9 protein-coding genes are annotated in these 13698 nt (G+C 67.7%); 1 reads left to right on the top strand and 8 read right to left on the bottom strand.

Features of this window, described 5'->3' with window-relative positions:
• Positions 1-185: 185 nt before the first annotated feature.
• The 8 genes from D6682_06900 to rpsT form a co-directional block, all read right to left on the bottom strand.
• Positions 186-4634, bottom strand: coding sequence for a hypothetical protein (locus D6682_06900; protein RMH50438.1), 4449 nt, complete (start codon positions 4632-4634; stop codon positions 186-188).
• An 8-nt stretch (positions 4635-4642) separates the two neighbouring features.
• Positions 4643-7108 (bottom strand): type IV pilus secretin family protein, encoded by a 2466-nt coding sequence (locus tag D6682_06895; GenBank protein RMH50437.1) that lies wholly within the window; start codon positions 7106-7108, stop codon positions 4643-4645.
• A gap of 1 nt (position 7109) precedes the next feature.
• Complete coding sequence (locus D6682_06890; protein ID RMH50441.1) at positions 7110-7730, bottom strand: pilus assembly protein PilO; 621 nt, start codon at positions 7728-7730, stop codon at positions 7110-7112.
• A 17-nt stretch (positions 7731-7747) separates the two neighbouring features.
• Entirely contained in the window at positions 7748-8362 is a 615-nt protein-coding gene (locus D6682_06885) for a fimbrial assembly protein (protein ID RMH50436.1), read from the bottom strand.
• Between the two features lie 94 nt (positions 8363-8456).
• Positions 8457-9542, bottom strand: coding sequence for a type IV pilus assembly protein PilM (gene pilM, locus D6682_06880; protein ID RMH50435.1), 1086 nt, complete (start codon positions 9540-9542; stop codon positions 8457-8459).
• A complete protein-coding gene (locus tag D6682_06875) occupies positions 9538-10188 on the bottom strand; it encodes a hypothetical protein (GenBank protein ID RMH50440.1) in 651 nt (216 codons plus the stop codon). The genes pilM and D6682_06875 overlap by 5 nt, the downstream gene beginning before the upstream one ends.
• A gap of 19 nt (positions 10189-10207) precedes the next feature.
• Entirely contained in the window at positions 10208-11089 is an 882-nt protein-coding gene (locus D6682_06870) for an NAD(P)H-hydrate dehydratase (protein RMH50434.1), read from the bottom strand.
• Between the two features lie 91 nt (positions 11090-11180).
• On the bottom strand, positions 11181-11453 hold the full coding sequence (gene rpsT / locus D6682_06865; GenBank protein RMH50439.1) for a 30S ribosomal protein S20: 273 nt from the start codon (positions 11451-11453) through the stop codon (positions 11181-11183).
• On the opposite strand from rpsT, the gene D6682_06860 reads away from it, so the two are divergent.
• Positions 11442-13637: a tetratricopeptide repeat protein gene (locus D6682_06860; protein ID RMH50433.1), complete on the top strand. Its 2196-nt coding sequence runs from the start codon at positions 11442-11444 to the stop codon at positions 13635-13637. The two genes, rpsT and D6682_06860, sit on opposite strands and share 12 nt — an antisense overlap.
• Positions 13638-13698 lie beyond the last annotated feature (61 nt).

The raw sequence follows: 13698 nt of genomic DNA, 5'->3' as shown, positions 1-13698 counted from the left end.
TGAGCCGGAGCTCCAGCCATCGAACTCCGACTTCCTCTTCCTGCGAAGCCGTCATTCGATGGTTTCGCAAGACACCCTCATCCCGGCCACGGACAGCCGCGCAAATCAAGGGCTTGCGTGGGAATCGAAGGCCGCGTTCCCGTGAAGCCAAAAAGTCCACGGACGGACTTTTTGCGATCTGATCATCATTGATAGGTGATCGACACGGTCACTGGCGCCGAGTTCTGCCTGGTCACGTTGTCGGTAATCGTCACCTGATCCTGCACCGTCACCCCCGATGCAGTGGCCTTCAGGTAGTAGAAAGTGGCCTGGGTAACCCCCGCTGCGGTGGTGATGGTATGCGAACCGTTGGGGCAGGGGTCAATCTGGCTGCTGCACCCCACCCCAGCGGTGAAGGTGTAGCCATTGGCACCGTTCGAACCACCCTGCGCCGTCACCGTGACCGGCGTATAGGTCACGGCCGGAATGACGGTGGAATAGCTGTCCGTCACCGCAGGCGCGGTGCCGTTGACCGGATTGAGCAACGTCTTCGTCGTCGACCATGAGGTAGTGCCGTTGTTCGAGGTCACACTCACCGTGAGGGAGGCGATCACATCCGGAATGCTCACCTTGGTCAGATCGTTGCTCCACGTCACCTGGTAATCCCCCGAACCGTGGACGGAGCCGCCGATGGTCACGCTGGTATTACCGGTGACCGTCCCCGCCGTCGCCGTCACCAGCAGGGTCGAACCGCCCACCAGAGGATTCCCCAGGTCGTCGGCCACACGGATGTAGAAGGTCTGGCTCTCTCCATTGTAGATCGTGGTGAGATCCTGGCTCGTATAGCCCCCCCGGGTGCCGTCATTCTGCGGCTGGAATGTCGCCTTCTGCGGGATCACCTGCAACGCCGTCACACCGGAATGCATCACCTCGGTAGTGGCGAAGAGGGTATTGTCGAGGGTGGCCGGAGCCGTTCCCGGCTTCGCCGTCCAGCTAGTTCCGCCATCCGCGCTGACGCTGAGCAGCCGCCCCTCACTGCCGGCGACCAGCACGTCGGTGCCCGCCTGACCGTAGAGATCGAGCGCATCGAGCGCATGGGCGCCGGCTGCCGTACCGAGGTCGGCCAGCTTGCTCCAGGTCGCCCCGTGGTCACTGCTCATGAAGACACCGCCGTAAGGGTCCTGCTGCCTGAGCACGTCACCGAAGGTGGCGGCGTAGAGCGTGCCATCGATGGGATCGACCGCCAGCGCGCGCACATCGAGGTTGTTCTTGTCGCTGGCGTTGACACTGGTGGTCGGGGCGTACCATGCGCCGGCGTAGCTGTCGCTGTAATGGATGCCGTTCTTGCCGCCGATCCAGACGTAGGGACTGCGGGCGACGATGGTCTGCACCGTCGCCTCGGCGAGCGGATTGGCCAGCGTACCGGTGACCCGGCTCCAGGTGGTGGCGTAGTCGTCGCTGACGAAAAGCCCGCCGAGGGCGTTGGGGGCGTTGTCGGTGCCGGCGAAGAGCAGCGCGCTGTCGTAGGCGTCGATGGCCAGCGAAAGCACGCGCAGATTGAAGCTCTGGCCTGGCGTCTTCATCGTCGACGCCTTGCTCCAGTGCTTTCCTCCGTCGGTAGTCTTCCAGACGCCGTCGCTCAGGCTGCCGACGTAGATGGTGTCGGCATGGCTGTAGTTGACGTCGTAGGTGGCGCCGTCGACCACCACGGCGGAGAGCGGCAGCCCGACGGGTGAGACCGCGTCATAGTCGGCGGAGACGACATCTCCCGCATTGAGCTGCCTCAGGAAGGTGATCGATCCGCTGCCCATGATGTAGTTCCGATCCTCGATACCGTTGACGTAGATCCGCGTGCGGGCGCGGTTTCCGTCGTGGGAGAAGTGGAAGCTGAACTGTTCCCCGAGACCGTTGATCGCCAGGGCGGTGCCTGCGGCCGTGCCCAGGATGTCCCCGGAGATCCGCCGCCGGCCGGTCAGCGTGCTCCAGCTCGCCCCGGCATCGGTGGAGACGAAGAGCCCCAGGTCGGTCGCCGCATAGAGGGTGGAATGGTTGTTGGCATCGATCTTCAGATCGCGCACGATGGTGCCGGTCAGCTTGGAGAACTGGTTGGCACCGAAGGGCTTGAGCGGCACTCCGACATGCTGCCAGCTCGCCCCGCCGTCGGTGGTCTTGTAGATCCCACCGCCGTCGGTGCCCACGTAGATGATGTTCGGATCGGCGGAATCGACGGCGATCGACAGGATCTTGCTGTGGATGCCGCCGGTGGTCTGCGCCACCACCGTCACCGTGCCGTCGTTCGGCTGCGGTGCGGCCGAGGTGACCGTGGCCGACGCCTTCGTACCAGATCCCGGATCGGTGAAGATCGCCGAGCCGGTGATGTTGGCGAAGTCACTCTGGAACTGCACCCCGATGTTGGGCGCCACCGGATTACCGAAGAAATCGGAGACGAAGCCGGTGACCGTCTGGGTGAGCCCAAGGGTCTTCCGCCCCTCGATATTGAGCGGCAGAGCGGAGAGGATCATCGCGTTCCCCGCCGGCAGCCCGCCGGTGATGGTGATGGTGGCATCGGTGGCGATGGTCGGATCCGCGTTGAGGCTGGCGTGGATGGTGACCGTACCCGCCTTCTGGCCGGCGGTGAGCACAGTGCTGACATCGCCGTTGAGCGTGGTCGCCGAGGCTGCGGTGAGCGCCTCACCGCCGTTCAGCCCGCCGCCGACGATACTGAAGTCGACCTGGTGGCTCCCCTGTACCGGGTTGTTGTTCACATCGAGCACTTCAAAGGTGATGGTCGCCGCCGTGGTCGCACTGCTGCCGCCGCTGATGCCGATGACCGCGGACGAGGGATTGACGCTCTTCAGATGGATCGAGTTGGGCTTCATGGCAAAGAAGGTGACCGCCTGCGATCCGCTGACCGAGCCTGCCGTGGCGGTGACCGTCACCGTCTCGGCGGTGGCATCGGTCAGGGTCACCGTGGCGTAGCCGTCCGTCAGGGTGGTCATGCCCGAGGGGGAGAGCTGCGGCGCGCCGCCGAGCGAGCCGCTGGCGCTGAAGTTGACGCTCTGCCCGGCGAGCGGAGCGCCGTTGCCGTCGCGCAGCCAGAAGCGGAGCTGGACGGTATCGACGCCGCTGGCCCAAGTGCCGTAGCCATCGATCGCCGTGGGCGTGGCGTAGAGATCGTAAGAGGTCGCATTGGCGGTGACCAGCGCACCGTTGCCGACCACCGTGCCGATGGTCGCCTGGGCGGGCACGATGGTGTTGCCGCCGGTGGTCGTGGTGGTGGTGCTCGCCCCGCCGCTGGTGCCGCTGCCGGTACCGGTGAAGGAGAGCGAAAGCTCGCTGCCGCTCGGCGTGGTCAGCGAGCCGACGCTCGCCGCCAGCTTGACCGTGTCGTCCTGGCTGTTGATGTCGGAGACGGTGACCGACACCGTGCCGTTGCTGTCGGTGACCAGCGGTGTCGCCGGCTGGGTGATGGTGACGATCCCTCCGGCTGAAGAGGTCCAGGAGAGCCCCACCACTTGACCGGCCACCGGAGCGCCGGCGTTGAGCACCTGGATGGTCACCGCATAGCTGCCGTTGCCGTCGGCCGTCTGGCCGGTGGAGGCGTTGGAGAGCATGTTGATGCTCTTCGGCGCCCGGGCGGTGGCGCCGGCCGAGCTGATCTGCAACTGCGCATCGGCGGCGTAGGGATCGGTGGCGGTCAGCGTCACCCCGATGGTCGAGGCAAGCGTGGTCACCCCGGCGGCGTCGAGCGCGGCCGTACTGCTGGTGCCGGCGATGTCGGTGGCATCGAGCTTGATCAGATGGCTGCTGTAGAGATCGCTCTGAACGTTGGCATGGACCTGCTGCAGGTTGGTCGCCTCCTGCGTACCGATGGCGGTGCCGTTCTGCTGCGCGTCGAGGATTCCGTCGGAGAGGTCCTGGGCCAGTGTGGCGACGACCGAGTTCTCGGTGGCGCCGGCGGTCGCCCGACGTGCCCGGTCGATGATCGCCCCCACCGCTTCGTTGGCCTGCAGCAGCGTGGCCATGTCCGCCGTGGAGATCTTGCCGGTGGCGGTGGTCAGGAAATCGGCGGAGAGTGCGTCGAGCCCCAGCCCGAGCGCTGCGACCACCTTCTGCTTGGCTGCTGTCAGGTCCGCGGCCGTGAGCGTGGCCGCACTGGTCGCACCCGCCAGCACCTTGGCCACTTCGACGGTCAGCGTGGTCAGTGGAGAGACATGGGCCACCGTGCTGTAGGCGTCGAGGATGAGCGAGGTCATGGTGGTCATGGTTGGGGCGGTCGAGGCCAGCCCCAGCTGCTTGCGCACCAGATCGGTGCCGCCGGTGGCGGTGACCGTCACCGGAAAGACGGTGGTCGACGGCAGGGTGACGTCGTAGCCGGCGGTCGCCGTCGAGCTGACGGTGGTGCCGGTGGTTCCGGTGTTGTTGTCGGTGACGGTGAGCAGCGTGCCGTTGGCGTCGGTGAAGGTGAGCGTCGCCCCGCTGATCGGGCCGTCGCCGACGCTGCCGGTGACGGTGGTGGTCGTGGTCGTGGTGGATGTGGTGGTCGTGGTGGATGTGGTGGTCGTGGTGGTCGACGTCGTGCCCGCCCCCACGCCGCTCGGCGCATTGCCGCAGGCGGTGAGCAGTAGCAACAGCACGATGGAGCAGATACGCATCGTTCGCATCATTCGCCTCCCGTGACCGTGTTTTGCAGAATCTGCGGGGTGATGAAGATCAGCAGCTCGGTCTTGTTGTCGATCCTGGCGTTCTTCTGGAAGAGCCAGCCGATCACCGGAATCGAGGCCAGCCCCGGCACCGAGTTCCGCGTATCCCCCCGCGTCCGCTCGTAGACCCCGCCGATCACCACCGTCTCGCCGCTCTTGACGTTGACGCTGGTGGTCACCGTCTTGGTGTTGATGTTGGCGCTGGTGCCGACCGGGGAATCCTTGCTCACGGTCACATCCATCAGGACGGTGTCCTTGGAGGTGATCTGCGGTGTCACCGTCAGCTTGAGCGTCGCATCGACATACTCGGTGGTGGCGGCGTTGTTCGCCCCCTGGCTGGTCACCACCGCGATCTTGGTCCCCTGGCTGATGGTGGCGGGCTTCAGGTTGGTGGTCACCACCCGCGGGTTGGAGACCACCTTGGCCGAGCCGTTGAGCTCGGCGGCGGAGAGCGCCAGATCGAGGTTGACCGCGTTGTTGAACGAACCGAGCGAGATACCGATGCTGCCGTTGGCCGCCGCGGCCGGCAGATCGACCAGGAAGCCGGTGTTGGTTGCCGCAGCAGTCCCGCCCCCGCCGGCGATCGCCGCGGCGTTGGCCGAGGCCGCCGCCGGCGCGCCGATGGAGATGGCGCCGGGGAAGTTACGCTGAGTCTGGGCGTTGTAGACGCCGCCCCACTGGATGCCGATGTCGCGGTTGAAATCCTTGCTCGCCTCGACCACGCGCGCGGCGATCAGCACCTGCCGCACCGGCTGGTCGATCGCCGCCACCAGCCGCTTGACGTTGTCGATCGATGCCCGGGTATCCTTGACGATCAGGGTGTTGGTCCGCTCGTCGACCAGGATGGAACCACGCGGAGAGAGGATGCCTCCGGCCGGTTTGCCCGCCGCCGGTGGCGCACCCGCGCCCCCCTTCTTGCCGGCAGCGGCCGCCGCAGCCGCCTTGCCTGCGGCCGCCGCCGCGTTGTCGATCATCTTCTTGACGTCGGCCACCTTGGTGTAGTTGAGGGTGATGAACTCGGTGATCAGCGGCTCCAGCGCCTCGGAGCCCCGCTTCACCGCCAGCCGGGAGCTGTACTCGCTGCGCAGCGCCTCGATCGGCGCGATGCGCAGCACGTTGCCGATCCGCTCCTGCCCCAGCCCCTTGCTGGTCAGGATCAGGTCGAGCGCCTGATCCCACGGCACATCGACCAGCCGCATGGTCAGCTTGCCCGAGACGTCGTCGGCCATGATGATGTTCAGGTTGCTCATCTCGGCGATCAGGCGAAGCGCGTTCTTGATGTCGATATCCTTGAAGTCGAAGGTGACCTTGTCCCCGGTGTAGGAGAAGGCGTTCACCCCGCTCACCCCGGCGCGGGCGATGGCCAGATCCTGCGGCTCGATGTTGATCGACAGCTTATCCCCGCGCTGGAAGGTGGAGACACTCACCTTGTCGCGCAGGCGGATGACCAGCCGGACGTCGTCGCCCTTGCGGAAGGTGTCGATCTGCTTCACCGCACCGGGAAAGGCGGAGACATCCATGCTCCGCTCCAGCCCCTTGCGCAGCCTCGCGCCGCGGATGGTGACCCGCACCGCCCGATCGCTCTTGTTCAGGTCGACCACGGGGCTGCCGCCGCGCACCGTCAGCACGACGTGGGAGATGCGATCCTCCGGCTTGAAACGCACCGCCTCCACCTCGATCGCCGGCTTCTCCGCCCCGCCTGCGCCGTGGCCCAGCCGCCCCGATCCGAAATGGATGCGCAACGCACCTGGGGTCGCCACGATCTGGTGGGAGATGCCGGGCTTGAGCAGGGAGACGACCAGGCGGACACGGTCGCCGCTGCTGCCGACGGTGACGTCGCGGACGAAGGGAGAGGAGTAGGAGAAGTGTTCCCGTGGCAGCCGGGCGCGCGCATGCGGCAGATCGAGGATCAGGGTCATGTCGTGATTGACCATGCGCGCGGTGTAGGGCAGGTCGAGATGGCTGCCGCGCAGGATGAGTTCGCTGTGCTCCCCTTGATCGACCACGGCGAGATCGTCGATGTGCGCCACCCTTCTGCGCGGGGACTCCGACGGCAGCGGCAGATGGATGCGCAGATCGTTGCCCCGCTCCTCGATGGTGTAGTGCACCGGCCGGGCGAGGGTCAGCTCGACCACGCCATCCGCCCCCTGCTGACGCAGCCGGACCAGCCGCACCACACGCCCCCCCTTGGGGGCGGCGAGATCGCCGACCGAGGTACCGGGGAAGCTGAGCACCAGCCGCGCCGGTCCGGAGAGGTCGAACACCTGATAGGGAGCCGGGCCGTCGCTGGAGATGGTCACCAGCTCCTCCCGTGCCTCGTCGCGGATCGAAACCGCGGTCAACTGCGCCGCCGCCGCCCCTCCCGCGCCGGTCACCATCATCAGCAGCCACCCTACGGCGGCGAACAGCCTCGTCGTCCCGCTCATGCTACGCTCCCCTTCGTCCGCGCTTCCTCTTGCGCTTCCCCTTCTTCTTCCCCTGCTCCTCCTCGAGGAAGCGATAGGTGGTCACACGTCCGCTGATCTTCAACCGATCGCCCTGATCCCGACGGATCGAGAGGCTGTTGACGTTGACGATCCGCGGCATCTCCCCCACCCGCGCCAGGAAACGGATCAACTGCTTGTAGTCGCCGCCCATCTCGATACTGACCGGCACCTCGGCATAGAGCCCCTGCGGCTTCTCCCCCAACGGCTTGAAGGTGGTGAACTCCAGCCCCGAATCCTTGCCCGCCCAGGAGACGCTCTCCAGCAGGTCGGGGATCTCCGCCTTTCTCGGCAGGAGGTTGAGCGCCACACGCAACTGCAGCTCCAGCCGGGCATACTCCTTCTGCTTGCGCGGCAGATCGGCGGCCAGCCGGCGGTTCTTCTGCAGCAGCGTGCGCTGCATGGCGATGTTCTGCTTCTCGCGCCCGATCTCATCGAGCATCCCCTGCCACACCAGCAGGCCGTAGAGGAGCAGCGGCAACACCACGAAGAGCCCGACCAGCCCGACCAGCTTCTGCCACAGCGGCCGGGGGATCAGCGGCCGCAGGGGATCGAGCCGCTCCAGCGGAAGCTCGTCGACCCTCACCGCCGCCTCCTGCGTCTGTGCTCCCTGTTCCGCCCGCCCTTCTCCGTCGGAGTGGCGAGGTCGACCGGCTCCATCGACAGCTCGAAGCTGCGCACCCGCACCCCGCCGACTTCACTGCGCCGGATCACATCCAGCCGGACGTTGGCGAAGCTGGGCGACGCATCCAACTGCCGCATGAACTCCGCCACCACGTTGTTGCTCTCCCCCCGGCCGTGGATCGAGAAGCGCTTGCCGTCGTCGCGGATCGAGTCGACCCAGACATTCTCCGGGATGGCTTGGGAGATGGCCAGCAGCAGGCGTAGGGTGCGGAACCGCCCCTCCTGCAGGGTATCGATCACCCCCAGCTTGGCCTCGACATCGGCACGCAGCTTGTCGATGTTGCGGATCTTGCCGATCTTGCGCTTGAGCCGGCGGTTCTCCTCCTGCAGCGCCTGCTCCTCGGCCACCAGGCGGTCGAGATGGCTGCGGGTGACCAGATGCACCGTGACGATCAGCACCACCACCGAGAGGAAGACCGCGGCCGCGACCGAGACCATCTTGAGCAGCTTCAGCCGCCAGCGCAGCTCGCGGTAGGGAAGCAGATTGATCCGAATCAGAGGGGACACGTTCATGCCGCTCCCACCCGCCGACCGACGCCGGCCGCCGGCAGGCCCCGCCGATCAGCCTCCCCCACCCGGCGGCGGATGGCGGCCTCGCAGAAATAGGTCACGGCTGCCCGTCCAGCGCGCGCAGGGCCAGGCCGGCGGCGAGGGTCATGCGCGCCCCGCCGGCCAGCGGCTTGCCCGCGGCATCGCGCAACACCGCCGCCGGATCGAACAGCGCCACCTCCATCTTCAGCCGCTCGGCCATCGCCTCCGGCAGGCCGGGCAGCAGCGCCCCGCCGCCGGTGACCAGCGCCTTGCCGATGGAGCGGTCGGGGAAGAGCGAGGAGAAGAAGTCGACCGAACGCATCACCTCGGCCTCCAGCGCATCGAAGAAGCGATCCGCCAACCCCGCGGGAATCTCCCCCGCCAGCTTGCGCCGCTCCGCCGTGGAGAAGCCGCAGCCGCACTCCTCGTGGATCATCGTGGTCAACTGCTCGCCGCCGAAGTAGTGGTCGCGAACGAAGAGGGAGCGCACGCCGCCGACCACGTTGACATTGGTCATGTGGGCACCGATGTTGACCAGCACCACCGCCGGCGGCTCCCCTTCCTGCGGCTCTTCCTCCACCTCCTCCGCCGCCTCCGCCCCCTCCGCCAGCGCCAGCATGGCCGCATTCTGCAGCGCATAGACCGCACAATCGACCACCGCCAACTCCAGGCCGGCGTCGAGCAACAGCAGTTGCAGGTCGTCGACGATATCCCGCTTGCAGGCGACCAGCACCACATCCATCAACTCGGGGTTCTCTTCGTTGCCCCCCTGGATGGCGAAATCGAGGTAGACTTCCTCCATCGGGAAGGGGACGTGCTCGGCGGCGATCTCCTGGATGGTCGGCTCCAGATCGAACTCGTCGGCGTAGGGCAACTGGATCGACTTGTGGAACAGGGCGCTGCCGCCGATGGCGATGGCCGCGCGCGCATCCCCCACGCCGGCCTGTTCGGTCAGCGCCGTCAGGGTATCGGTGAACTGCCTGCTGTCGAGCACCTCGTTCTCGACGATGGTGTCGCGCGGCAGATCGACCATCGCATGGGAGCGCACCACCAGCCGCCCCCCCTCCCGGCCCAGCGCCACCAGCTTGAGCGCGCTGGTCCCGAGGTCGATGCCGACCAGCGGCGTGGAGGGAGGCGACCAGGGAAAGCGCACGATGCTAATCGGACCCGGCGGCGGGCGGGCTGGCGGCCAGACGCTCCTCCACCGCGGAGAAGAGCTCGTTGCTCACCTTGCGCCGCATCGGACGGTTGACCCAGTGGCGGTTGGTGAAGATCTGGGCCAGAGTGCGCACCTCCAGCCGCGCCTGCGCCTTGCCCTCCACCTGTTGACGCAGCACCCGCACGACGAAGCGGTAGCGCGTGGCCAGCGGCGGTCCGGCGCCGAAGATGTTGAGCATGGTGGTGGTGGCCGAGGCGGCGTCCTTGCGCACCCAGTCGCTGGTGATGGTGCCCGAAGGGGAGTCGACACTCTCCACCGGGATGTTGAGCGCGGTCATCGCATCGAGCGCCGCCGAGAAGAGTTCGGCCGGGGTCACCGGATAGACCCGCGCATCGAGCGCCACCGCCTTGCCCGCGACCAATCGCTTGGTGGCCGGCGCAATATGGGCCTGCGCCAACGCCCCCTGCTCGCGCGCCACCTGATCGGCCATCGGCAGCTCCACCTTGCCGCGCAACTGCGGCGGCACCACCAACGGCGGCCGGGAGGGGGCTTCCGCCGCATGCGTGCCCCCACTTCCCCGGTCGCCCTCGTCCATCCCCCAGAAGAGCTTGGGCATCTTGCCGCCGCAACCGGCAAGCGGCGCGATCAGAAGAAAGGCGATGAAATACTTATGTTTCATGGCGCAGCATTCCAGCGTCGCCGCAAGATCGGGTCAACCGTCCGTCCCGATCGCCGCCGCACAGCTCCTCACGCAGGCGCGCCACCAGATCGGGCAACATCCCGGCGCGGTACCAACCCGGCCGGGCCCCGGCCAGCGCATGCAGCCCGACACCGCAGGCCGCGGCATGGGGGGCGGCCACTCCCTGCGCAAGCAGCGCACCGATCATCCCGGCGAGCACATCACCGCTGCCGGCCGTGGCCAACCTGTTGGTTTCCAAGGGACATACCCACACATCCTCCCCCGAGGAGATCCGGGTGCGCGCCCCCTTGAGCACCACCGTGCAGCGGAAGCGCGCCACCAGTGCGGCGAGCGCCGCCGGCCGGTCGCGCTGCACCTCGGCCGCCCGGGGCAGGCCGAGCAGTCGGGCCGCCTCACCGGGATGGGGTGTCAACACCGTCGGCGCGCGGCGGGCGGCAAGCAGCGCGGCGAGCACCTCCTCCCGGGCGACCAGATTGAGGGCGTCGGCGTCGAGCAGCAGCGGCCGATCCCCCGCCAGCAAGGCGCGCAACGCCTCCTGCCGCCGAAGGCCCCACCCCGGCCCGGCGACCACGGCGTCGGCCCGCTCCAGCCCCGGAGGCCGGGACGAGTCGGGATGAACCATCACCTCCAGCTCGGCCGAGGCGACCACGCCGTAGACCTCGTCGGGCACGAGCAGGCTGACCAGCCCCACCCCCATGGCCAGCGCCCCATGGGCGGCCAGCCGGGGGGCCCCGGTGGTACCGATGCCGCCGCCGCAGATCCAGAGATGGCCGCGCTGCTGCTTGAAGACATCCTGCGGCCAACGCGGCAGCCAGCCGGTCAGGTCCGCGCGCGTGATCTCCCGCAACAGACCGCATCCGGCAGCGCGCGCACCATCCGCGCCCCACCAACAAAAAAGGCCCGCCGCAGCGAGCCTTGCCGGAACCGCGCCCCCTCCGGTGTCACCCGGAGACGGCCAGCTTGCGGACGCTGGCGTTCAGCCGGGAGACCCGGCGAGACGCCTGCCGAGGATGGATCAACCGCTTGCGACCGGCCGAGTCGATCACCCGGATCGCCGCTTTGAGCTCCTGCTGCGCCCGTTCGACGTCACCGGCATCCACCGCCAGCCGCACCCGCTTGATCGCCGTGCGCATGGCCGACCGCTGCGCCCGCTTGCGCGCCCGGATCTTGCGCGCCTGGCGCGCCCGCTTCAGTGCCGATGCATGATTCGCCATGATTCGATTCCGTCCGTCCCTACAATGCAGTTTGAACCACTCCCGCGAACGAGCGCGGGGCGGCGCAGCTTGGGAAAAACCGAAGCCGTGTCAAGTGGGAACGGGGAAGAGGGCCGGCCGTGCCGATGGCGCGCCTGCCAGACGGGTGGAGAAGGAGCGGCGTGCGAAGCCCCGCCCCTCCGCCTAGCATCGCCGGCCATGAAGCGACCAACCCCGCACGACGGCGCACGTGCGCTGCTCTTTCTGCTGCCGCTCATCGCCCTCCCTTTCATCACCAACATCCGCATCTTCCCCTTCGTCGCCCCCAACGAGGAACCGAAATGGGCCGTGCTCACCCTCTACGGCCTGCTCTCCGGGCTGGCGCTGGCGGTCTGGCTCTGGAGCGCCGGGCGGGAGCGGATCACCATCCGCTGCGGCGTCACCGGCTGGCTGCTGCTGGCCTACTACCTCATCCTCGCCGTCGGTATCTTCATCGGCGTCAACCACATCGAGGGGGTGATCCGCTTCGCCTTCTGGGCCTTCAGCGGCCTGCTCTGGCTGACCGCCGTCGCCGCCGCCCGCAGCGAGCGGCCGCGCTGGATGGAGTGGCTCTGCCGGGGGAGTGCCGCAAGCGGGTTGATCTTCAGCTTCCACTACTGGTGGAACTACCTGCTCGACTACGGCAAACCGGGCTACAACTACTCGGTCCTCTTCTCCCCCATCGGCCACGTCAACTTCACCGGCGATGCGCTGATCATCCTGCTGCCGGCCCTGCTCTGGATGCTGGCCGTCCGCACCAATCCGATGGAACGGATCTTCAACTGGTTCTCCTGCTGCACCATCTTCTGCATCCTGCTGATCGCCTCCAGCCGCGGCGCACTCGGCGGCATGGCGCTGGCCACACTGCTCTTCCTTACCGCCGCCGCGCCCCATCTGTTGCGCTGGTGGCGTCAGGGGGAGGCACGCGCCGTCACCATCCGCGCGCCGCTGATCTGGACGGTGAGCGCCCTGATCGCCGGCGCCGTGCTCTACAGCCAACTCCCCTACCACTTCCGCTCGCTCGGCCGCGTCGCCAAGACGGTGGAGCAGGCGGAGAAGGTGGTGGGGCACGCCGACAAGAAGCAGACAGCGAAGAAACCGGCCGCCCACCAGCCGCAGCCGCCGCTGCGCGCCCTGTGGGAGCGGCTCACCCCGCTGATCGGCTTCGAGCGCACCTCGATGTATGCCTCATCGACGGCGATGATCGCCGACAAGCCGCTGCTCGGCCACGGCACCGGCAACTTCGCATGGCTCTACCCCGGCTACTCCAACAAGTTCCCCGACTGGCGCGACCCGCTTTCCACCCCCAAGACCTTCACCACCAATCCGCACAACATCTTCCTCCAGATCGCCACCCAGAACGGGCTGCCGGCGGCCTTCATCTTCCTCGGACTGCTGGCCACCTTCTGGACGGCGCTGCTGTTGCGCCTCTGGAAGCGGTGGGACGGCTTCCTCGCCGCCGGGCTGGCCGCGATGACCGCCGCGATCTTCGACGCCATGTTCAACCATGTCTTCTTCAATCCAGCGAGCATGTTCGTCTTCGCCCTCTACGGCGGCGCCTGGTGGGGGCGGCTCTTCGCCGACCGCCGGGCCCCCGTCGTCCGGCTGCCGCTCTCTCCCCGCGTCTGGGCGGCCGCCGCGTTGATTCTGGCCACCGCCCTCTCGGTCTGGCCGGCGCGATGGATCATCTCGGAGTGGCACGTCGGCCGGGCCATGGCCCTGATGCGCTATCCGCAACTGGCCTCCCATGAATACGACCTCGCCTACGCCAAGGATCCCGACAACTTCCGCGCCCTCTTCGGCGTGGCGCAAGCGGCCTATCAACGCAAAGACTACGCCACCGCCATCCGCCACCTGATCCATTTCGAGCGCATCTACCCCTACAACCCGCCGGCGCTCAACATGCTCGGCGCCGCCTACATGCTCTCCGGCCACTACCGAGAGGCGAAGGCGGCGCTGGAGCGGGCGCTGGTCAGCTATCCCGGCTTTGCCATGGCCGAACAGAACCTCGCCCGGGTCAACGCCATCCTCAACTACCAGAAGTTGCAGGAGCGGCTGCGGGCGGCCGCAATCCGTCGGCGCGGGGGGAACTCCCCTGCTCCTGCCGCAGCAACGCCTCGACCCACGCCGCAGCGGCAGGGCCGCTCCACGCCCGCGCCCCGATGATCCGCCCGCGGATGCGGCCGTCCCGGCCGATGGCGTAGGTGACCGGCAGCGCGCGCACGGC

Source organism: Zetaproteobacteria bacterium (assembly GCA_003696765.1).
Classification (GTDB): domain Bacteria; phylum Pseudomonadota; class Zetaproteobacteria; order Mariprofundales; family J009; genus RFFX01.
The sequence above is the reverse complement of the archived record's forward strand: the minus strand, read 5'-3'. Positions and strand labels throughout refer to the sequence as shown.

What these genes read in the sequence shown, in the direction of transcription:
- D6682_06860 (RMH50433.1), top strand. Translation starts at nt 11,442, where the DNA reads ATGATTCGCCATGATTCGATTCCGTCCGTCCCTACAATGCAGTTTGAA.
- D6682_06900 (RMH50438.1), bottom strand. Translation starts at nt 4,634, where the DNA reads ATGCGTATCTGCTCCATCGTGCTGTTGCTACTGCTCACCGCCTGCGGC.
- rpsT (RMH50439.1), bottom strand. Translation starts at nt 11,453, where the DNA reads ATGGCGAATCATGCATCGGCACTGAAGCGGGCGCGCCAGGCGCGCAAG.
- D6682_06895 (RMH50437.1), bottom strand. Translation starts at nt 7,108, where the DNA reads ATGAGCGGGACGACGAGGCTGTTCGCCGCCGTAGGGTGGCTGCTGATG.
- D6682_06885 (RMH50436.1), bottom strand. Translation starts at nt 8,362, where the DNA reads ATGAACGTGTCCCCTCTGATTCGGATCAATCTGCTTCCCTACCGCGAG.